Origin of the sequence: Shouchella sp. JSM 1781072 (genome assembly GCF_041949915.1) — a bacterium.
Lineage (GTDB): Bacteria > Bacillota > Bacilli > Bacillales > Bacillaceae_D > Shouchella.
The window spans coordinates 101,745-122,964 of the sequence record NZ_JBHFQE010000004.1 but is presented as its reverse complement, the minus strand read 5'-3'; the positions used below and the strand labels follow the sequence as shown (position 1 = coordinate 122,964).

At 40.4% G+C, this 21,220-nt stretch carries 24 protein-coding genes; 15 read left to right on the top strand and 9 right to left on the bottom strand.

Annotation, left to right across the window (positions count from 1 at the left end; genetic code table 11):
• Positions 1-85 precede the first annotated feature (85 nt).
• A complete protein-coding gene (locus tag ACE1TH_RS18680) occupies positions 86-1,144 on the top strand; it encodes an LLM class flavin-dependent oxidoreductase (RefSeq protein WP_099305155.1) in 1,059 nt (352 codons plus the stop codon).
• Positions 1,141-1,707: an NADPH-dependent FMN reductase gene (locus tag ACE1TH_RS18675; protein WP_099305153.1), complete on the top strand. Its 567-nt coding sequence runs from the start codon at positions 1,141-1,143 to the stop codon at positions 1,705-1,707. Before ACE1TH_RS18680 ends, ACE1TH_RS18675 begins: the two co-directional genes overlap by 4 nt.
• A gap of 54 nt (positions 1,708-1,761) precedes the next feature.
• Here the strand turns inward: ACE1TH_RS18675 and pdxR are convergent, their stop codons facing one another.
• A complete protein-coding gene (pdxR, locus tag ACE1TH_RS18670) occupies positions 1,762-3,168 on the bottom strand; it encodes a MocR-like pyridoxine biosynthesis transcription factor PdxR (RefSeq protein WP_375079718.1) in 1,407 nt (468 codons plus the stop codon).
• A gap of 123 nt (positions 3,169-3,291) precedes the next feature.
• Here pdxR and pdxS point away from each other — a divergent pair, with 123 nt between their 5' ends.
• Positions 3,292-4,179 (top strand): pyridoxal 5'-phosphate synthase lyase subunit PdxS, encoded by an 888-nt coding sequence (gene pdxS, locus ACE1TH_RS18665; protein ID WP_099305149.1) that lies wholly within the window; start codon positions 3,292-3,294, stop codon positions 4,177-4,179.
• Position 4,180: 1 nt separating this feature from the next.
• Entirely contained in the window at positions 4,181-4,768 is a 588-nt protein-coding gene (pdxT, locus tag ACE1TH_RS18660) for a pyridoxal 5'-phosphate synthase glutaminase subunit PdxT (RefSeq protein WP_375079797.1), read from the top strand.
• Positions 4,769-4,791: 23 nt separating this feature from the next.
• On the opposite strand, the gene ACE1TH_RS18655 is transcribed toward pdxT, so the two are convergent.
• Together ACE1TH_RS18655 and ACE1TH_RS18650 are read right to left on the bottom strand one after the other, a co-directional pair.
• Positions 4,792-5,223, bottom strand: coding sequence for a helix-turn-helix domain-containing protein (locus tag ACE1TH_RS18655; RefSeq protein WP_375079717.1), 432 nt, complete (start codon positions 5,221-5,223; stop codon positions 4,792-4,794).
• 101 nt (positions 5,224-5,324) lie between these two features.
• Positions 5,325-6,620 carry a helix-turn-helix domain-containing protein gene (locus ACE1TH_RS18650; protein ID WP_375079716.1) on the bottom strand — a complete coding sequence of 432 codons (1,296 nt, stop codon included), beginning with the start codon at positions 6,618-6,620 and terminating at the stop codon, positions 5,325-5,327.
• Positions 6,621-6,774: 154 nt separating this feature from the next.
• Between ACE1TH_RS18650 and ACE1TH_RS18645 the strand changes: the two genes are divergently transcribed.
• Positions 6,775-8,058: an MFS transporter gene (locus tag ACE1TH_RS18645; RefSeq protein WP_375079715.1), complete on the top strand. Its 1,284-nt coding sequence runs from the start codon at positions 6,775-6,777 to the stop codon at positions 8,056-8,058.
• A 29-nt stretch (positions 8,059-8,087) separates the two neighbouring features.
• Here the strand turns inward: ACE1TH_RS18645 and ACE1TH_RS18640 are convergent, their stop codons facing one another.
• Entirely contained in the window at positions 8,088-9,266 is a 1,179-nt protein-coding gene (locus ACE1TH_RS18640) for an MFS transporter (RefSeq protein WP_099305139.1), read from the bottom strand.
• A gap of 125 nt (positions 9,267-9,391) precedes the next feature.
• Between ACE1TH_RS18640 and ACE1TH_RS18635 the strand changes: the two genes are divergently transcribed.
• From ACE1TH_RS18635 to ACE1TH_RS18620, 4 genes are all read left to right on the top strand, one after another.
• Positions 9,392-10,150, top strand: coding sequence for a TrmB family transcriptional regulator (locus tag ACE1TH_RS18635; protein ID WP_255224915.1), 759 nt, complete (start codon positions 9,392-9,394; stop codon positions 10,148-10,150).
• A 94-nt stretch (positions 10,151-10,244) separates the two neighbouring features.
• Positions 10,245-10,685: an NUDIX hydrolase gene (locus tag ACE1TH_RS18630; protein ID WP_375079796.1), complete on the top strand. Its 441-nt coding sequence runs from the start codon at positions 10,245-10,247 to the stop codon at positions 10,683-10,685.
• A 90-nt stretch (positions 10,686-10,775) separates the two neighbouring features.
• Positions 10,776-11,180, top strand: a complete 405-nt coding sequence (locus tag ACE1TH_RS18625) for a hypothetical protein (protein WP_099305133.1) — start codon at positions 10,776-10,778, stop codon at positions 11,178-11,180.
• Between the two features lie 203 nt (positions 11,181-11,383).
• The gene (locus ACE1TH_RS18620; protein ID WP_255224918.1) at positions 11,384-12,838 is read left to right on the top strand and encodes a SulP family inorganic anion transporter; all 1,455 of its coding nucleotides are present in this window, start codon (positions 11,384-11,386) and stop codon (positions 12,836-12,838) included.
• A gap of 80 nt (positions 12,839-12,918) precedes the next feature.
• Here the strand turns inward: ACE1TH_RS18620 and ACE1TH_RS18615 are convergent, their stop codons facing one another.
• Positions 12,919-13,104: a hypothetical protein gene (locus tag ACE1TH_RS18615; protein WP_099305129.1), complete on the bottom strand. Its 186-nt coding sequence runs from the start codon at positions 13,102-13,104 to the stop codon at positions 12,919-12,921.
• Positions 13,105-13,223: 119 nt separating this feature from the next.
• Between ACE1TH_RS18615 and ACE1TH_RS18610 the strand changes: the two genes are divergently transcribed.
• A complete protein-coding gene (locus ACE1TH_RS18610) occupies positions 13,224-13,592 on the top strand; it encodes a CidA/LrgA family protein (protein WP_099305127.1) in 369 nt (122 codons plus the stop codon).
• Positions 13,589-14,278 carry an LrgB family protein gene (locus tag ACE1TH_RS18605; protein WP_375079714.1) on the top strand — a complete coding sequence of 230 codons (690 nt, stop codon included), beginning with the start codon at positions 13,589-13,591 and terminating at the stop codon, positions 14,276-14,278. Before ACE1TH_RS18610 ends, ACE1TH_RS18605 begins: the two co-directional genes overlap by 4 nt.
• A gap of 31 nt (positions 14,279-14,309) precedes the next feature.
• On the opposite strand, the gene ACE1TH_RS18600 is transcribed toward ACE1TH_RS18605, so the two are convergent.
• The 3 genes from ACE1TH_RS18600 to ACE1TH_RS18590 form a co-directional block, all read right to left on the bottom strand.
• Positions 14,310-15,389: an ABC transporter permease gene (locus ACE1TH_RS18600; protein WP_375079713.1), complete on the bottom strand. Its 1,080-nt coding sequence runs from the start codon at positions 15,387-15,389 to the stop codon at positions 14,310-14,312.
• Positions 15,382-16,083, bottom strand: a complete 702-nt coding sequence (locus tag ACE1TH_RS18595; protein WP_375079712.1) for an ABC transporter ATP-binding protein — start codon at positions 16,081-16,083, stop codon at positions 15,382-15,384. The genes ACE1TH_RS18600 and ACE1TH_RS18595 overlap by 8 nt, the downstream gene beginning before the upstream one ends.
• Before the next feature lie 113 nt (positions 16,084-16,196).
• Complete coding sequence (locus tag ACE1TH_RS18590) at positions 16,197-16,676, bottom strand: GNAT family N-acetyltransferase (RefSeq protein WP_375079711.1); 480 nt, start codon at positions 16,674-16,676, stop codon at positions 16,197-16,199.
• 268 nt (positions 16,677-16,944) lie between these two features.
• Here ACE1TH_RS18590 and amaP point away from each other — a divergent pair, with 268 nt between their 5' ends.
• From amaP to ACE1TH_RS18570, 4 genes are all read left to right on the top strand, one after another.
• The gene (gene amaP / locus ACE1TH_RS18585; RefSeq protein WP_375079710.1) at positions 16,945-17,487 is read left to right on the top strand and encodes an alkaline shock response membrane anchor protein AmaP; all 543 of its coding nucleotides are present in this window, start codon (positions 16,945-16,947) and stop codon (positions 17,485-17,487) included.
• A 12-nt stretch (positions 17,488-17,499) separates the two neighbouring features.
• On the top strand, positions 17,500-17,709 hold the full coding sequence (locus ACE1TH_RS18580) for a DUF2273 domain-containing protein (RefSeq protein WP_099305115.1): 210 nt from the start codon (positions 17,500-17,502) through the stop codon (positions 17,707-17,709).
• Between the two features lie 79 nt (positions 17,710-17,788).
• Entirely contained in the window at positions 17,789-18,769 is a 981-nt protein-coding gene (locus tag ACE1TH_RS18575; RefSeq protein WP_255224919.1) for an HD domain-containing protein, read from the top strand.
• Entirely contained in the window at positions 18,769-20,061 is a 1,293-nt protein-coding gene (locus tag ACE1TH_RS18570) for a D-serine ammonia-lyase (protein WP_099305111.1), read from the top strand. Before ACE1TH_RS18575 ends, ACE1TH_RS18570 begins: the two co-directional genes overlap by 1 nt.
• 51 nt (positions 20,062-20,112) lie before the next feature.
• Here ACE1TH_RS18570 and ACE1TH_RS18565 read toward each other — a convergent pair whose 3' ends face one another.
• The gene (locus ACE1TH_RS18565) at positions 20,113-21,033 is read right to left on the bottom strand and encodes a patatin-like phospholipase family protein (protein WP_099305110.1); all 921 of its coding nucleotides are present in this window, start codon (positions 21,031-21,033) and stop codon (positions 20,113-20,115) included.
• Positions 21,034-21,220: the final 187 nt, after the last annotated feature.

Genomic DNA, 21,220 nt, shown 5'->3' with positions numbered 1-21,220 from the left:
TACGTACTTTTAAATGTGTTCATCATAAGGCAAAATATAAGAAGATACAATGATTGTGACTTAAAGGTTTTTAGGAGGGGTTCGAATGAATCGAATGAAGAAGGAAAATGGGTTAGAATTTGGAATTTATACATTAGGAGACCACCTTCCTAATCCACATACAGGAAAACGAATTTCGGCGCAGGAACGTGTCCACGAAATTATCGAATTTGCAAAGCTGGCAGATGAAGCAGGTTTAGATTTTTTTAGTGTTGGGGAAAGCCACCAACCATTCTTTGCCACTCAAGCACATGCGGTTGTCTTATCTGCGATTGCACAAGCAACTAAGAATATTAAGATTGGGAGTTCCTCTACCATTATTAGTACGTCAGACCCTGTTCGCGTTTATGAAGATTTTTCAACGATAGACTTAATTTCTAATGGGCGTGCAGAAATCATTGCCGGACGTGCCTCTCGTGTTGGCTTGTATGAATTGCTTGGATATGATTTACGAAATTATGAGGAATTATTTGAAGAAAAGTTTGATTTGCTAAGAAAAATAAATGAAGAAGAGCGTGTAAACTGGACAGGTGAGTTTCGTGCACCTTTAAGAGATGCAGAGGTAATCCCTCGACCAGTGGAAGGGCATATGCCGATTTGGCGCGCGGTAGGAGGAACACCAGCAAGTGCAATAAAAGCTGGAATCGCGGGTGTGCCAATGTTCTTAGCTCATTTGGCAGGGCCGACGGAAGCGTTTAAACGTTCCATCGATGCCTATCGAGGAGCGCTAACCGAAAGTGGATATGACCCAGCTGATTTTCCAATTGCAACGGCAGGGCTCTTCTATGCGGCTGACACAACGCAAGCGGCTCAACAAGCCTATTACCCATGTGTAAACGAAGGAATTAAATTAACAAATGGATCTGGATTCTCAAAACGAGCATTTGCGCAAGGGGAAGACGTACGAGATGTGTTAAATGTAGGGAGCCCACAGCAAATCATTGAGAAAATTCTCTATCAATACGAGCTATTTGGGCATCAGCGTTACATTGCGCAATTAGATTTTGGCGGTGTGCCGTTTGATGAATTAAAGAAAAATATAGAGTTAATCGCTACAGAAATTCTTCCAGCGATCCGAAAATATACGAAGGAGGATGTAAAGTGAACGTAGTCGTCTTATCTGGCTCCATTGTTGGTTCAAAAACAAAAACGATGATGAATGAAGTTGTGAAGCAAATCAATGATTATGATGAACAGACGAACGTAACCGTGATCGATCTTGCGGAACATGAGGTACAATTTAGCGATGGCCGACAGTTTTTTGAGTACACGGGCGACACTGGTTATGTCGCACAAACAATCATGGATGCAGATGCGCTTATAATTGGTACACCTGTTTTTCAAGCATCGATTCCGGGGACATTAAAGAATGTATTTGATCTTCTACCAGTGAACGCGTTTGAAAATAAGGTAGTAAGTATTGTCGTGACAGCAGGAAGTCCGAAGCATTATCTTGTTGCTGAACAGCAGCTGAAGCCTATATTAAACTATATGAAAGCTCAGCTTGTGCAGACGTTTGTTTTTGCGGAAGAAAAAGACTTTCACCAGAAAAAACTTGTTAATGACGATGTGCTCTTTCGCGTTGGGCGATTAGTAGAAGATACCCATCTTCTAACAAAGACGTTTAAAGCGATACGAGAAGAAGCTGAGGATGCATATGGCTTTTAGCGAGGAGATATAGTAAAAACCCAACGGCAACTGCTTAGCGGTTGCCGATTTTGCTTATTCTTCCTCATATCCCCAAGCTTGGAGAACCGTACGAACAGCCTGTTCTAATTGTTCTTCAGGGATGCTTGCAAATCCTAGAACGATACGGGGGTAGTCCTGAGGATTGTTTTCAATAGCATATTGCGATAGAGGGTATACTTTTGTTTGAGCTTTTGCAGCAGCTTGCACAAGCTCTTCCTCACTCATCCCATTTTTAACAACTACAACGATGTGTAAGCCAGAACGTTCCCCAATAATTCGCAATTGATGTTCATAGGGTCTCATTAACGGTAAGACGATGTCGCGTTTTCGGCGATAAATTTTCCGCATTCGATTGACATGTTTTTCAAAATCACCAGAGCGCATAAAGGACGTAAGCACGTGCTGGTCAATTCGCGACACCGTGGAGTGGTAAAACGAAAACATGTCGTTAAAACGAGGGACAAGTGTTTTCGGCAATACCATAAAGCTTAGTCGTGCAGACGGAATCAATGATTTTGAAAAACTGCCTACATAAATAACTTTGTGGTGCTGGTCCATACTTTGTAAGGACGGAATCGTTTTTCCAGTATAGCGAAATTCACTATCGTAATCATCTTCAATGATAAATCGCTCTGGTTGAGCCTCAGCCCATTTTAATAATTGCTGACGACGGTTAATCGATAAAACCGCCCCGTACGGAAAATGATGAGAGGGCGTTGTATACATCACATTTACAGGTGATTGGGTAATGGCGTGAACGTCAACCCCTTCGTCATCAACTTGAAACGGGTAATAATCGTGGGGATGATGATGCAGCAACTTTCGCATGAGCTGATAGCCTGGATCTTCAATCCCATAAATGCTGTCTTTTCCTAAAAGAAGAAACAGCTGCTGTAGCAACGTTTCCATCCCTGCTCCAACTACAATTTGTTCCCACGAGCATTGAACCCCACGAGAGTGGTACAAATAATGGGCAATTTCTTTACGGAAAACGTCATCCCCCATGGAATGACCTAAAAGCAACAACTCCTTATTGCTTTCATCCACCACTTGTCTAACATATTTGCGCCATTTATCAAACGGAAAATGGCTTGTATCAATGTGTGTAGGATGAAAATTAAAACGAATATCCGGTTTGTTTTCTTGATTTTCAGTCGATAGCTGAGATGTGGTGGGCACATAATCAAGCTGTTCATAGGCTTGAACAAAGAACCCTTTTCGCGGTAACACTTCCACATAACCTTCTGCTACGAGCTGGTTGTACGTGGCTTCGACTGTGTTTTGACTGACTTTCAAAAACTCCGCTAGCTTCCGCTTCGAAGGCAATTTCGTGCCGAATGCGATACGTCCAGCGATAATGTCATTTTTTAAATGTGTGTAAAGTTGTTCGTAGAGAGGGGACTGTGCCTCTCGATCTAAGTGAACCCATAATAAATCCATAACACCAATCCTTTTTTGATCTGAACCCATTATTTTTATGAAAACTGACACTTACAATACAGTCAGTTTCTTTTTATACTATGAAATAAATCTGAAAAATGCAATCAAAAAGGAGTGGCGAAGATGGAACGTATGTTAGGAACGGACCGAGTGAAGCAAGGAATGGCGCAAATGCAAAAAGGTGGCGTCATTATGGACGTTGTGAATGCGGAGCAAGCTAAAATTGCAGAAGAAGCAGGAGCAGTAGCTGTTATGGCGCTTGAGCGTGTGCCTTCAGATATTCGTGCGGCCGGTGGCGTAGCACGTATGGCAGACCCAACGATTACAGAGGATGTTTTGAAAGCTGTCTCCATTCCTGTTATGGCAAAAGCAAGAATTGGCCATATTGTGGAAGCTCGTGTTCTTGAAGCAATGGGTGTGGATTATATTGATGAGAGTGAAGTTTTAACACCCGCAGATGAAGTGTATCACTTAAACAAGCGCGATTTTACGGTTCCGTTTGTATGTGGAGCTCGTGACTTAGGCGAAGCGGCGCGCCGAATTGGTGAAGGAGCATCCATGATTCGTACAAAAGGTGAGCCAGGTACAGGGAACATTGTTGAAGCCGTTCGCCATATGCGAAAAATGCAGGCACAAGTAAAACAAGTGATGCATATGTCAACGGACGAGCTCATGACAGAAGCGAAAAACATTGGTGCTCCTTACGAAATCTTATTGCAAATTAAAGAAGCAGGGAAGTTTCCGGTCGTTAACTTTGCCGCTGGTGGCGTAGCAACACCTGCTGATGCAGCATTAATGATGGAGCTTGGTGCAGATGGTGTGTTTGTTGGATCAGGCATTTTTAAATCCGAGTCACCAGAAAAATTTGCCCGGGCAATCGTGGAAGCAACCACGCATTACAAAGACTATGAGCTAATCGCCAAGCTTTCGAAGAACTTAGGTACAGCAATGAAAGGACTAGACATTTCAACGATCGCGCCTGGAGAGCGTATGCAGGACCGTGGCTGGTAACATGGTAACCATCGGTGTACTCGCTCTTCAAGGAGCAGTGAGTGAGCATATTAAGATGATTCAAGACAATGGCGCAAAAGGGGTTACGGTGAAGAAAATTAATCAGTTAGACGCCATTGATGGCCTGATTATCCCAGGTGGTGAGTCAACGACGATGCGCCGCCTCATTGATAAATACCATTTTTTTGAACCGTTAAAAGCATTTGGTCAAGCAGGAAAACCTGTTTTTGGAACGTGTGCAGGGATGATTCTTATGGCAGGCGCTTTGACGGACAAACGAGAAGGAAACCTTGGGTTTATGAATGTGGTCGTGGAACGAAATGCATTCGGCAGACAAAGAGAAAGTTTTGAAGCGCATTTGTCTGTGATGGGTATTCCAGAATATGTGGAAGCCGTGTTTATTCGAGCACCACTTGTGCAGGAAGTGGGAGAAGAGGTTGACGTTGTTAGTGTGTACGATGATGAAATCGTGGCAGTACGGCAAGGACCGTTCCTTGCTTGCTCGTTTCACCCTGAACTGACAGACGACCCAAGCATGCATCAGTTGTTTATCCAAATGGTAGAAGAATATGCCGAGTTGGAAGCCTAGTTGTATCAAGCTAGGCTTCTTTTTTATTGCTTACTTTTGGAAGAGACGGTGGAGCGAACGAATTGCAGCCCTTCATCAATAAAGAACATAAGAACGAGCCCAATCATAATGAAACCAGCGGAGGCACTGCCATCAAAAAAGAAGATGCCAATGAGGATGAACAATAATCCAATATAGAAACCAGGATCAAACAATTTGCTTCTTTCATTGTTTGTTTGACTCACGTAATCAATTGGTTCTACGACAGCATGTATCGGCTTATCTTTTAACAAATAATCTGTTGTCACATCAAAAAGTTCGCTCAGCCGGACAAGATTATCAAGGTCTGGCATTGATTGATTGTGTTCCCATTTCCAAACAGCCTGTCTTGTGACATGTAGCTGTTGCGCTAATTCCTCTTGCGACAGTTGCTGCTGTTGCCGCAGTTGTTTCATTTTTTCACCAAGTGTTGTCATATCGGTCACCTCTCTCTAAGGATAATCTTGTTGAATCTAAGAAGAAAGAAACGACTGGTTACAAAAAGCAACTAGTCGTTCACAAGTTAGATGTTCTCAGTTTACGTTTCCTCGAAAATGTCTGCATAAGCCTGCAAAATAAAGGTTTTGTGGTAGTCAATCGCATAAGGTTGTGACAAAATGCTTTCCTTCGCTGTTTGCACGTACAATTTCGCTTTCTTCTCATCACCTAAGTGTTTATAGCATAGAGCTTTATACGCGTTTGTTGTTGTGATCATTGACAAATCTGGTGCATGAACGCGAAAAGAGATATCTTCCATAGAGGGCAAATATGTAAGTGCTTCTTTAAAACGATTTAACTCATATAAAGCTTGTCCTCGAATATAGTGAAATAAAATCTTTAAAGGACTATCTTTCGACACATACGTTTCGCTTTCATTAATGACGTCAATTGCTTTAGCAGGGTCATGTTCAAACCAAATGGCTACTTCTGCTTTATTAATAGCATGAACACTTTTTAAGTAATCATCTTCTAGCAACTCGCTTAGAAGCTGATGTTTGTGTAAATAGTGCGCCACGTCTTGTTCATTCTTATCGATCATCGCAAAATGTATGGCAAAGCGGTAATATTCATCCACTTTGTAAAATTGTCGTTTTTCAATAGCAAAGGAAAGTGCTTCTTTTAAACGAGCGGACCCGATTTGTTTTTGGCCCGTTATCATAAGCAATGCCACTTCTTGAAAATTCCATTTTGCTAAGGTAAAGGGATCAAGGTCTTTTAGTTGTTCTGAGTAAGTCGCTTGTTTTTCATTAAATAAAGCGAGTGCCTCTTCGTACTCTAGCTCATACGTCAGATATTGGATATATTCAAGGGCTGTATTGGCAGCTTCGTCAAAAAAGGATAGTTGCGTAAATCTCTCTTCAGCATTTTCAAAATAACTGCGCCAGTTTTCATGATCTACATCCGTATTAATCTCTTTTTTACTTAGTAATATGGATGTTTCCGTACGTTGCAATGATTGACTATGAAAATAATACGCTTCTGCTAAATCCCGCACGAAGCGGGCTGCCTCATAAGTTTTCGGTAAGGTCATACCCGCAAACGGCGTAAGTAAAGGTGAAAGATCTTCATATCGATATTCTTTTAATAATGCTTTTAATTGGTCGGCTAATTGTCTAAGCTCCTCTTGCGTAATCATGTTCACATCCGCTAATAGGGAGTGCATGTCTGTACCGAGTGATTCGGCAATATGGGTGAGGCTCTCCACAGAAGGTTGAGCCTTATTATTTTCAATTAAACTTAACATGCCTTTTGTTAAACGGCCTTCAGCTACTTCAGCGAGGGTTTTTCCGCGTTGTTTGCGCAATTGACGAATTCGTTCTCCTAGTGTGCTCATACCGTCTCGCCTTTCTGTTTACGTCTTATGTTTATTATAAGAGAATGTACGAAAAAATAAAAGTTTAATAAAATTAAACTTTAGGGTTGCCATTGTCCGATAACTCTGTCTATAATAAGTTTAATTAAATTAAACAAATGTTGAGGTGTTTGAAATGGATGGAAGAGTAAAGCGAGCAACGTATCATTTATGGACTTTTGCTGTAAGTAAATTTATTTCATCTTTTGGTAATAGTATTTATGCGTTTGCTATGAGTTTGTTTATCTTAACGGTGACCGGGTCTGCGATGAATTTTGCAATTAATATGATCTGCAACATTTTACCGAGAACGCTTCTAGCTCCTCTTGCTGGCTATGTAGCCGATCGATTTCCAAAAAAAGTGGTCGTGCTGTCGTCGCAGATTATTTCTCTTTTCATTGTTTCTGGTTTACTAGTCTATACTGCAAATAACGGCTTATCGGTTCTCGCTATTTATGTGACAACAACATTGCTGACGATCTCACAAATGGTTACAGGCGTCGCGTTTACTTCTTCTATTACACGCCTAGTTGACGCAACGCGCATCCAAAAGGCAACAGCGATCAACCAAATGGTTGTATCGTTTTCAACAATTGGTGGCCCAATCATTGGCGGGATGTTATTCGCATTTGCGCCAATCGAAACGTTTTTAATCATTTTCATCACTGCGTTTAGTATTGCGGTTTGTGTGGAAGCAACAATGAATTTTAAATTGTATGGGGTTGAACGAACAGAAGAAGAGAAAGAAGAAACAATGTGGCAAGGGATGAAGGCGGGTTTTTCATTTATCCAGCAGCAGCCTGTGATCCGTACCATTATAGGAATGGCTTTAGTTGTGAATGTGTTTATGGGAGCGCTTATCGTGGGCATGCCATTTATCATTGTTGAAATTTTGCAAGTAGAGGCGCAGCATTTTGGTATAATCGAGGGCATCTTTGCTGGAGGAGCACTGCTTGGCGGTTTGTATTTTTCACTTAAAAAAGATGTAGTGTTTCCATTAATGAATGTGAAGCATGGTTTGCTCGGGATATCGGTTTTAATGACACTTTTCACAATACCTGTATTGGTTGTTTTTCCTTATAATGCGATCGTCGGTTTTTACGGAACTGTAATGATGCTTATTGGATTTTCTCTTACTTATGTGAATACACCAATTGGCGTTCTGCTACAGAAGCGAGTGAGCGATCAATATAAAGGCAGAGTGTTCGGCATTTTAGAAACCGGTGCTTCCGCTCTCATGCCGCTAAGCCTTATAATCTACGGATTTGTTTATGAGTTCATCGGACCAATTGGAACACTTTTGCCATCCAGTATCCTGTTATTATCTACTTCCCTATACTTACTGCGGAAAAAAGTGATGGTGACGGCTCATCCTGAATTAAGTCTGAAGAAAGCAGATATGATAGAGAAACCAGCGTGAAAAATGATAGCAAAAAAGCCAATTGATCATCAATTGGCTTTTTTTAATGACGAATTTTCTTCTTTTGGTTGCAGAGATTTTTTCATTGACAGAGCTACGACAATTAAAGCGAGTACCGCCAATACACTGCCGACGAGCGCGTTCATTTCTACCGTACTTCGCTCAATCACAACGCCGCCAATCATGGAGCCAAATGCAATACCGAAGTGTAAAGCAGAGTTATTGAGGCTCTGTTGAATATCGGATGTCTCAGGAGCTGACGCAATTAAATAGCTTTGCATGGCTGGTGTAATGGCCCAGCTTAACAAGCTCCAAATCATCATCACGACAATAAAAAGCGGCATAAATGTCGTTGTAAACGGTATGGCAAAGATGGATACCGCAAATACAGAGATCACGCCAATAATCGTTTTTTGCGGACCGAAGCGATCGGAAAGCAGACCACCAACACCCCCACCAATAATCGCGGCTATCCCGAAAATTAAATACATGATGCTAATCCAATTTCCTTCGATGCCCATCGTCGATTGGAGAAAAGGTGTTAAATATGCATATAACGTTAAGTGTCCAGCAAGGAATAAGAACGAAGTCATTTGAATTAAGACAATCTTAATACTCTTTAATGACTTTAATTGCTGGAGTAACGATATTCCCGGTTTTGGTGCGATTTTTTCCATAAAGATAGAAACAAATAAGATAGACAATCCCGTTAATAGAACAATAAGGACAAATGGTGCACGCCAACCAAAGGCATTACCGAGCATTAAGCCAACAGGCACACCAAGAACAAGCGAAGCACTTACACCCATAAAGACAATCCCAATCGCCCGAGCACGATAAGGTGCACTCACAATATTTGAGGCGATTGTCACACAGAGTGAAATTAATAGTGCAGCACTCATTGCAGAAATGATACGAGCGATTAATAAAACTGCATAGCCAGGGCTGAAGACCGCAAGAACATTCGCGAAGAAGAAAACAACCAAGGTTATTAACGTTAGCTTCTTACGTTCGACTTTTGCGGTAGCGGACAATAGAATTGGACCAGACAATGCAAATACAAAAGAAAAAATTGAGATTAACATGCCAACTTGTCCTAATGTCACGTTTAAATCGGATGCGACTAAATGTAAAATACCACCTAAGATTAATTCTACAAGACCAACGACAAAAGAGACGATGGTTAATAAGTAAACTCGTTTATCCATAAAACACCTCTGTTTATTTTGTTACCACTAGAAGAGTAACATAAAATAAATTCATGCTACAAGTGGAAATTTTTACGGGAGTTGGTCTATCCTAAAGGAAGGATAATGGGAGAAAGGTGGTTCATGTGCTACAACAATTTGGATTTACCCAATACGAAAGCCAGGTCTATACATCGCTAATCACGATTAATCAGCCTTTAGACGCGACGGCGATTGTTAAACGTTCTGGTGTACCTCGTTCAAAAGTATATGAAGTGATTACGAAATTAATTGAAAAAGGAATTGTGCTGGAATCGTTTATAGAAAAAAAACGTCAGTATACAGCACTACCGATGGAGGCGTTAGTTGAAAAACTAACATCAAACTTTGAAGCAAACATTGAAGAGTTAAAAAAAATTGAAGTTGAAGAAATGGAAGTTGACGACCGCGTATGGACATTGCGTGACGATCAATCGATCCAATCGATTATGAAAGAGTTAATAGCTGGAGCAAAAAAATCCGTGCATCTGTCACTTTGGGCTGATGAAATGAATCAATTTCTACCTTTGCTTGAAGAGATGCATCAAAATGGCAAGGACATACACATCCACGCGATTGGTGAAATTAAGACGAACATTCCTGAAACGTCCGTTCTTATTCCAACTCAAGGTCATGATACGTTGGAACGAAGTCGAATTTTAATTATTGATGAAAAAGAAATGATCTTTGCTGGCATTGAGGAGCATGGATGGCAAGCCATTCGGACACATTCGAAACCTCTTGTTACTTTTTTTACAGAGTTCTTCTATCATGATGTGGTCTTAACAAAAATCACGCAGCGTCACCATGATTTAATCATGAACGATGATGAAGTAAGAGACATGTTGTTAAAGCTGAAGTATTAATGAAAGAAATTAGATGAACAGTTTAAAACGGCGGTAACGCCTGCGGAAGAAGGGCGAGTTGAAAGGAGAGGCTAGCTTGGACTACATTCAGACTATGCGAAGAAAAGTAGGAAAGGAACAAATCATTCTAAACTTTGCGGGGGTATGTGTTGTAAATTCGAAAGGGCGTATCTTGTTACAAAAAAGAGGAGATCGCAACCAATGGGGGTTTCCGGGAGGAGCACTAGAGCTAGGGGAATCGGTCGAAGCATGTGCGAAAAGAGAAGTGTTTGAAGAAACAGGAATAGAAGTGTCAATTGACCACCTTGTTGGTGTGTATTCCAAGTATTTTGATGTCTACCCAAATGGTGATCAAGCACAAACGGTTTTACACTTTTTTAAAGGACATCCTATTGGTGGAGAGTTGGATGTAGATGGAGAAGAAACATTAGCACTCAAGTACATGCACCCAAATGAAGTCCCTAGTCTGTTTAATCAACAGCACCAAGACTGTCTTCAAGATTTTATCGATGGCAGAGTCGGTGTGTATCGTTAAAAGGAACAGAATAACTAGACATCCTAAGCAATTTTTTTCAAATTGATACATAGGATAGTGATACAACACTCTTAATGGGAGGGGTGTGTCATGGCGAAAAATAAGGGGACAGGTAAAAACAAACACCAAGATCCCCATCAACAATATTTAGAAGATCTACTAGAATTCTCTGAAGATATGATTTACGTTGGTACAATTTTAAGCACCATTTCATCTGCGCTTGGTTTTATCGGCGTAACGATCGCACGTGATATTTCGCGACAACGAGAGGCATCAAATGATGTGGAGGCTGAGGCAGAAACGGCTGCAACATTTTTTTCAGCAGAAGTAACTGAAACAGGCGGCGTGCGAGGTCCAGTTGACAATCAAGAGGAATACTCTATGTATTTGTACACACAAATGAGGCAAATGCAAGGAGAGCTCAATCGTGTTCATAGTGAGATGAAGAGAATGCAAGATCAGCTAAATCGCTGGTATCGTCCGCCCCAAGGCTAATCAAAATATGTAAGACGGAAGGGTTGTTAACCTTCTGTCTTTTTTGTGTAAGTCGTTTGAAGGCGAAAAATACTTGTTGTAATCATAAGGAAATTCCTTTAACCTAGTAGAGGATTTTATTGAGCGAACTCTCCTTTGATAAAAGAGTGACTTTCGTGAGACTCGGGGGTCATCACTTTTGATTAAAAGAGAGAGGGTAAAGAATGGAAACAGTAAAAGAACAGTGGTTTGGAAATATTCGAGGAGATGTTCTCGCGGGAATTGTTGTTGCACTTGCTTTAATTCCAGAAGCAATTGCGTTTTCAATTATTGCTGGTGTAGACCCAATGGTTGGTTTGTATGCTTCATTTTGTATAGCGATTGTGATTGCTTTTGTTGGTGGACGTCCCGGAATGATTTCCGCAGCAACTGGAGCAATGGCATTGGTTATGGTGACGCTTGTGGCAAATCATGGATTACAATATTTGCTTGCGGCAACGATTTTGACGGGAATCATTCAAATAATTTTTGGGGTTTTTAAACTTGCGCGTTACATGAAGTTTGTACCACGAACGGTAATGACAGGATTTGTTAATTCATTAGCCATTTTAATTTTTCTTGCACAAATTGATCATTTTGTTGGAGAAACGTGGATCATGTACGCACTAGTTGCGTTAACACTGGCTATCATTTATCTTTTTCCCTATGTGACAAAAGCGATTCCTTCGACATTAGTCGCAATTATTGTTGTGACGGTGATTGTATTGACAATGAATATTGGTGTAAGGAACGTAGGGGATATGGGTGAATTAAGTCAGACGTTACCAGTATTTGCGCTGCCAAACATTCCGTTTAATCTTGAAACGTTATGGATAATCTTGCCTTATGCATTGGCACTTGCGATTGTCGGATTACTAGAATCCCTTTTGACAGCGAATATTGTGGATGATATGACGGATACGAAGAGTAATAAGGATCGAGAGAGTCGTGGCCAAGGAATTGCCAATATTGTTACTGGTTTTTTTGGCGGAATGGCAGGATGTGCAATGATCGGGCAATCTGTAATTAATGTAAAATCAGGAGGAAGAGGTCGACTATCAACGCTCGTTGCGGGTCTATTCTTAATGTTCCTCATTTTAGTACTCGGAAATGTTGTTGTCCAAATTCCAATGGCCGCTTTAGCTGGTGTCATGATTATGGTGTCGATTAGTACGTTTGATTGGCAATCGGTACGAACGTTGCACCGTTTACCACGTACGGACGCCATTGTGTTAGTTGTGACGGTGGCAATCGTTTTACTGACACATAATCTGGCTTATGGTGTCCTTGCAGGTGTATTGCTAAGTATGGTGTTCTTTGCGGCAAAACTGTCGCAGGTTCGTGTTGATTCGCACTTCGATAAGGCAGAAAATAAACGGACATATACAGTTGTTGGACCGCTATTTTTTGCATCAGTAACAGACTTTTTAGCAAAAATTGATACAGAGGAAAAGCTGGACTACGTTGTATTTGATTTATCACACTCGCATGTTTGGGACGATTCTGCTGTTGGGGCATTAGACAGGGTCGAAGCAAAGTTCGTCACGAATAAAGTAGATGTTCAAATAATAGGGATAAACAAAGAAAGTAGTCAGCTACTTGAGTCAGTAAGCCAACTACCAAAAGCGTCTAACCATTAAAAAAGAGCGGGAATGTCAACAACGACATTCTCGCTTTCACATTTTATCTTTAGGTATGGTGACGCGAAAACAATAGCAGCTTACAAAAGAAAAGCGATGATGACAACAAAAGCTAAAGCAATTGGCACGAGTAAAAAATAAAGCCAAGAAAATGTTTTTATGCTACGATCACTACTGTATTTTGTATCGGAGCCACTCATTGCGATGATTGTTACAATGAGGCCGCCAATACAAATAATTGCCGCAATAAGTAAAACGTTAACCATGATAATAAGCTCCTTTTTCTTTAAAAACCACCAATGTCATGAATAGATTGATTATAATAAAGCTTACCATATTGTTTTTGCTAATTTAAGGAGGGAACCTGTCAAACGAACAGGGCGTTATGAATGTAATACAACTACTACTGCAGGTTCTATTTTTATATGGCCTTTCCGTTTTTGGAGATTTTTTATCGGTTTGGTTACACTTGCCGATCCCAGGATCGATTATTGGATTTCTATTGTTACTCTTACTGCTAAGTACAAAAATGATCCCAGAAAACTGGGTAGAAAAGGGAGCGACCGCACTATTATTTGTGCTCCCACTATTATTCATTCCTTTTAATTTAGGGGTCATGCAATACCCAGAACTTTTATCAACTACAGGAGTGCTGTTACTGCTTTCCGTTTCAGTCAGTACGCTTTTATCAATGGTCGGCATTGGGCACTTCTGCCAATGGTATGAGCGAAAGCGAGGTGACTTCGAACAATGATTCATGCATTACTAGCCATAGGCATTGTCGCTGGAACCGTAACCTTCTATTTTCTTTTTCGACTGCTTTACTTAAAGTATCCTTATCCATTTCTTTTGCCAGTTGTGACAACAACCGCATTCATTTTAATCCTCTTGCTGTTGTTTAATGTTTCATATGAAGACTATTTAATTGGCGGAGAATGGTTGAGTCGCTTAATGGGTCCAGCGATTGTCGCATTAGCTTTTCCTTTATATAAACAGCGTGTACTCGTTCTCCGCTTTAGTGTCATGATTGGAGGAGCTGTATTGATTGGTGTGTTTTTAGGATTTAGTACGGTTTATGGTTTTGCAGTTTTATTTGGATTTGATGACATTCTTACGGCTTCTTTATTACCGAAATCTATAACAGCACCGGTTGCTGTTGAAATCTCGGCCGCTCTACACGGATTACCAACATTAACTGCGGCATTTGTTCTTGTAGCTGGCTTTAGCGGTATTTTGTTCGGTCCTTTTCTTATGAAGAAAGTAGGGATTAAGAGTCTTCATGGAAAAAGCATTGCTTTGGGTGGAGCCTCACATGCTTTAGGCATTTCAAAAGCCGCTGAATATGGTAATGTTCCGTTATCAATGAGCTCGATTGCGATGACATTAAGTGCGATTGTGGCTTCATTTTTAATACCAGTATTCATATGGATCTTTTTATAACAGCATGCCGCAGCATGCTGTTTTCATGATCTTAAAACCTAGAGAATAAAAGAATGAAGCCATACGTGCTAGCTTGAAGCATCATTGCTCTTCTAGTGATCGATTGATAGGCAAACTGAAGTTGGGTCTGGTCAATCGGGTAATGTGCTGAGAAATATTTTTTTGGTAAATGAACTGCTGATTTGAGCTGTTTTGTATTGATTCCTATCGACAGTAGCGCAACAAAAATTGAAAAAACGATCGATGGAGAGAAAAGAATCAATCCAATAGTGAGAATCACAACTCTCTGGAACAGATTTGCTTGTTCTTGGGTTCGATGTGCTCTTTTTAAGAGAAAGTCTACTTGAAAAGAGTCTGAGCGCCTTTTTAAGATCGTTAGAATCGAGAATCGATTTTGAACAAACCTATCATTAGTAGGGACTTGGATAAATTGGCTTAAGAATAGTTGCCAGTAGCGTTCAGAAACCGTATCCATTTTAATAAAAGCAACCCATGTATGTACCTCGAATCGTTTGAACGTATAGATAAATAAAGCGTAGGCAGCCACAGTTGCTATCATCATTAAGACAAAGATCATTGACTCCATAAATAAAAAGAAAATCATGACGAGCATCCATAACCTTGCTAAGACCCGTACGCGATTCAGGGATCTCAGTGTTGTAAGCAAATAGATTACAGACAGATGTAAGATGGAAAGTAAAAAAAGTAGCAATGCTACATACAACAATTGCAATAAAGGCAGATTTTGAATTTGTGAGAGAAACAGGATAAACAAGCTTGTGTGAACCGCTTGCACCCCAACATTATAGCGAAATGTTTGATTAAAATAAGTTTGAACAACCTTTTTATGGGGAGACAAATAAAGTGTATCAGGCTCTGTTAGTAAGGTGGTTAATCTCGATTTCAACCCGAAAAGAACGTATAACAGACTTAATAAAAATGCTTGAACAACAGGTGAAGCAAAGTGGTTTAAATAATGAAGCAAGAAAAACAACCCAACCATGATAAGTGGTACAAGTAACAGGACTCCACTATTTAGAAACACTTTTCCTACTTGCTTTTTTCGCAATTGATGATAGGCCTTTAAGCGCGTTTTGAATAAATCATTCATCGTTAACACCAACTAAGTGAAAAAAGAAATCTTCTAATGTGCCTTGTTTTTCGGTTGAAACCATTTTTCCTTCTGCTGGGGTTACTTGATGTCCTTTATGAATCACGACCACTCGATCACATAAGGACTCTGCAATGGTTAATAGATGCGTCGAGAGTAAAATCGCTGTTTGATTTGCACGCAGTTTTTTTAAATCGGTTAGAAAACGTGATAAACCGATGGGATCTAGCCCCATAAAAGGCTCATCAATAATTAAATACTTTGGCTTAGCTAGAAGAGCATTAACGATTGATACTTTCTGTTTGTTTCCCTTTGAAAGGGCAAAGGGGTATTTATGTAAATGCTCTGTTAGTTCATAGCGCGTAATCAGCTCTTGTTGATAGTCTGACAGTTGTTCTTTATACAAAGCACGAATAAATGAAAAGTGTTCTTGAACTGTAAGGTGCGGATAAAGGGTCGGTGTGTCTGGAATATAACTGAGTAAATGGCGTTCAGTTAACAGCGATTTCCCATTTATCGTAATCATACCATTCATTGGTTTCAAAGAACCAATAATATGTTGAAGTGTTGTACTTTTACCAGCACCGTTTAAACCTAAAAGTCCAACAATTTCACCTTGATTTACATCAAACGAGATGTCGTGAATGATTTTTTGGTTCACATAGCCACCGTGTAATTGATCGATCTTTAACATGACAGTTCTATTCCTCACTTTCTTCCCTTACGAACAGTTTGTAACTGAAATTTCTAGCGGACAAGGAGAAAATAAAACCCCGTTAGCCCGAAGCCAATGGGGCAAGAGGAACGTTATTCTTCCTGTAACGTTTTGATATACCAAGCGTCGCAAGAGAAATGCTCTGTTTCAAGTAACGGCGCATCTAGTTTTTTGAAACCATGTTTTTGATAAAAGCGGTTCGCGGCATGCATGGTGTGGATGGTCTCTAAGTAACATGCGTTATAATGTTGCTTTGCAAAAGTAAGACTCGTTTGTAGCAAGCGTTCCGCAACACCGCTTCCTCTTGCAGACGGAGCGGCGTACATCTTTTGCAATTCACACACATCTGGACGACCCGGTATATCACCGATCCCGCAACCTGCTACAAGCTTATTGTCTTCAATTGCGACCCAGTAGTTTGTTTGTTCTTTCTGGTAAAGCTCATAAAATCGGCCTAAATCCGGATCGGACCAAGCCGTTCCAGGTTTATTTGCGCCAAACTCAATTAAGCATGTTCGAATTAACTGTTCTACATCAGGGTTGTCTTGTTTTTGTATTTCACGAATGATCATACGTCTTACTCCAATCTAACTAAAGTGACTAAATTATTTTGAATTCATTGTACAGTCTGGAACAATTAGAAGGCAAGTTGATTTTAAAGATGTGGTTTGGAATGAAAAGAATTGTGATTAAGTATCTTTTTTAAGACGCCGCTTTTCAAAATCCTCTTTCATGGGTATAAAGAGGTATACACGATGAAGCATATAAGGAGGTGACTTCCAAAGATTGAAGCTACACGTGAATTCCTGCGTAAAGCATCAATTTCTTGGGTCATGACACATGAATGGTTTATTACGATTTTTTATGGGAGTCTTTGCGTTTGTGACTCTTCTCGTTTCGACGGGGGCAATCCTAACAATTACAAACACATATCCAGTTTTTGAAGAAATAATCGCCCAAGGTCAAGATTTTTTCTGGGTACTAATTGGTGTTTTTTCGTTTTTAATCTTATTGTCGTTTATTTTGTTCGTTGCGAGTGTTATAAGTCGAGGTCATGTTGGGTTGTTTCGATCGGCAACTGAACTTGGGGAGATCGCCATCTCTCAAGAGACTATCGAAGCCACTATTTTAAAAAGTGCACGAAAACTCGATGGAATTCGATCTCTAGAAGTCCATTCTCGCATGAAAAATGATGGCAAGAGCGTGCTCGTTGATTTAACCTACTCTCCATTTGGAACAAAGCCTGTACAAAAAAATGCAACCGCATTGCAAGATGTTGTGAAACATGACTTAGAATCTTGGCTAGAAGTCCATGTCGCAGAAGTTCGTGTCTTTGTGAGACCACAAACAACATCAGCAAGCAAGAAGCAACGAGTTGTGTAAGGAGGTGCTAAGGTGAAACAAGAAACAGTAAAACGGTATCGTGGACGAATCATTGGCTTACTAGCGGCTCTCATTTTTAGTGTTCTCTTTTTAACCATTGGTTTCTGGTATACCGTTGCGATTGGTATATTTGTAACGATTGGGTTCTTAATCGGAAAATGGGTGGACGGCGATTTAAACGTTTCAAGTTATGTGGATGCTTTATTCAGCAGACGGTCGTAATCTGTAAAAAAGAAAGTCATAGGACTTTCTTTTTTTATGCCATAATGGAAGGAGAAAGCGGATAAAGGGGAGGTCTAGCATGTTAATAGAAGATGTACTTTATGGATCAGCGAGAGTAGAGCCCGTTCTAGAAAAGTTAGTGCGTAGCGCCAATGTACAACGGTTAAAAGGGGTGCATCAAGCAGGGGCGTGCTTCCTTGTTCAACCTAGTTGGAATGTTACCCGTTATGACCATTCGATCGGAACGATGCTTTTCGTTCGCAAACTAGGCGGTTCTCTTGAAGAGCAGATCGTTGCATTGCTTCATGATGTGTCTCATACTGCCTTTTCTCATCTCATTGATTATGTAATGGACAACAAAGAAGAAAATTACCACGAAACGATTTATGAGACGTTGATAGAATGCTCAGATATTCCAGTGATACTGGAAGAGGAAGGATACGCGTGGAAAGAACTCTTATCAAGTAAGCAGAATGGGTACTTGTTAGAGAAATCGTTGCCTCATCTTTGTGGCGATCGAATTGATTATACGTTGCGCGATATGTATGAATATGGCAAGGTCCCGTTACATGAAGCGCATGCATTTTTGGAACAACTCATCGTGGTTGATCAGCAAATTGTGTGTACACAATTAAAATGGGCCGAGTGGTTCGTCCAGCTCTTTTTTAAAGAAACGGTTGAATTTTTCCATCACCCAACAAATGTGTACGCCAATCAACAGGTAGCGCATCTTATTTCGATTGGTTTACAGCGAAATGTGCTGTCATTGGAAGATCTAATGAAAACGGATCACGAAGTAATGGAGCAGTTGAGGCAAAGTGAAGACCTGACAATTAAAACATTGCTAGCAGTTTTTAATGACTCGGTTGATAAAGGAGCGTACAGATGGATCGAGAAGCATGTCACCATTAAACATCGCTACATCGATCCGATTGTGGTAATTGACAACGATCTTTTACCAGCATCAAAACTGTCCATGAAAGTTCGAGATATCCATAAGCAAACCGAACAAAGCATCGATCGAGGTGTTAACGTCTTCATTACAGAAGGAGTAATTTAATGAATAAGCAGGAATTAATCGAAACGTTTCCAGCGTTACATGAGGTTGTCAGTTTAAAAGAAACGTTTTGGGAAAATCCATTAAAGAATGGTCAAGCGGAACTAAAAGATGAAGACATCAATATGCAAGCGATTGAGGCAGCAGAAGCGCGCTTGCAACGATTTGCGCCTTACTTAAAAAAGGTTTTTCCCGAGACTGAAGCAACGAATGGATTATTAGAATCACCGCTTAAGCAGATTGATGATTTTAAAGAGGAGCTGGAACATGTCTACAATGAACAAATAGTAGGAAAGCTTTTCTTGAAATGTGACCATGTATTACCTATTTCAGGATCCATTAAAGCAAGGGGCGGGATCTATGAAGTCTTAACCCTTGCTGAGTCAATTTTACTTAAACATGAAGTACTTAAAACCGACGAGAATTATGAAAAAATTGCTGATTCGAGCATCCACGATTTATTGTCCTCATATACCATTGTCGTTGGTTCGACTGGTAATTTAGGATTAAGCATTGGGGTTATGGCGAAAAAGTTAGGGTTTCATGTTGTTGTGCATATGTCAAATGACGCAAAATCATGGAAAAAAGAGTTGCTTAAACAAAGAGGAGCGGTCGTTGTTGAGCATCAGCAAGACTATAGCCTTGCTGTGGAAGAAGGACGTAAACAGGCAGAACAAGACGAAATGAGTTTTTTTATTGACGATGAACAATCGAAAACATTGTTTTTAGGGTATGCGGTAGCGGCTTTAAGGTTAAAAAAACAGTTGGATCAAGCTGGAATAAGCATTAACGCCAACCAACCTCTTTTTGTTTATTTACCGTGTGGTGTGGGCGGTGGACCTGGCGGCATTGCCTACGGACTTTATCAAGTGTTTGGGCCACATGTGCATTGCTATTTCGCAGAACCAACACACGCACCATGCATGCTCATTGGGATGATGACAAGATTACATGACCAGATTCATGTACAAGATCTAGGAATTGATAACCGCACGATTGCTGATGGTTTAGCAGTGGGTCGCCCATCAGGATTTGTAGGGAAGGTGATGGAGCCAATTCTAAGCGGCATTTATACAGTAAGCGATGATACCATGTATCAACTCCTCGCGACACTCATTGATAAAGAGGATACCGCGCTAGAGCCATCAGCTGTGACAAGCTTGGTTGGACCAGTAAAAGCAAAAACAGTGAACAGAAACGGCATTCATCTATCGTGGGCAACCGGGGGAAGTATGGTACCGGATGCGATTATGAGCGCGGATTATGAAAAAGGAAAAGCATTGCAATCCACATAAAAAAAGCTTATCGAGTCAAGTTGTCGATAAGCAAGTGGGGTACTTGTCCACTTATTTAGTCATATTTTTGCGGTTTCGAAGTCGTTTGTGGGCTTCAAAGTCCCATGTCGATAAAAAAAGTTGGGCAGCTTGATAACCTGATTGAAATAAAAAGTCGCTTTGTTCTTCTGTTAATAAAAAGTCTGTTGCTGTGATGGAGTCTGTATAAATTTGAATCGTTCGATCTCGCGTCTCATCGCTAAGATGACGCATATCGTGGGCTTGCATCATCGTTTTTATAATATTTTGCGCTAAGTGTATTGGAGTTGGGATCACAGCATCCGCTTCAATTGTATCTTTTAGAAACCGAAAGCCAAACGTTGGGTGTCGCGGATTTTCTACATCAAACAGCCAAATTGGAAAATTACTAAGCAAGCCTCCGTCAACAATATAGGCCTTACTTTTATTAGCTAATTTCCATCGAGCTGGGCGATAGAAAAAAGGAATAGACGTGCTCATGCGAACAGCCTGAGCGATTGTTACATCACTTGGTTTCATCCCGTAGCGATTAAGGTCGTCAGGAAAAATAATCATTTGCCCACTACTAATATCAGATGCAATAATCTTCAGTTTATCGTCAGGTAGATCCGCGAATGTTCGGATCTGCTTTTTTTGTAATAAGCTTCCAAGCCATTTTTCAATGTAATCATTTTTGTACATCCCTAAATACAGAAGGACGTTAACTAAATTTCCTGCAAAGGGAATATGGTTAATCCAGTTCTTCCCTCTTAAATCTTTGAAATTGAGTTCTTGCAGATGATCGTTAATTTCAGTGCTTGTATAGCCAGCAGCAAGTAAGGCTGCAAGAATCGAGCCTACAGACGTTCCAGCTAGTTTTTGCCACTCGACACCATGTTCTTCCATCGCCGTTATTGCGCCTGCAAAGGCAACCCCGCGAATTCCCCCTCCTTCAAAAACCGCATCGATTTTCATAAACATCCTCCTTTCCCATTGACAAGAATCGCTAAAAGAATACTTGTCTACTTTATTCTATGAATGACTGAAGAGAAAAGTGTTCCTTTTCCATTAATGTGGAGTGTAAGAAATAAAATCAAAAAAAATTAGAAAAATCTCCAAGAAATACATAATTGTTTTATGAATGAACCAAGCTAATGATGAA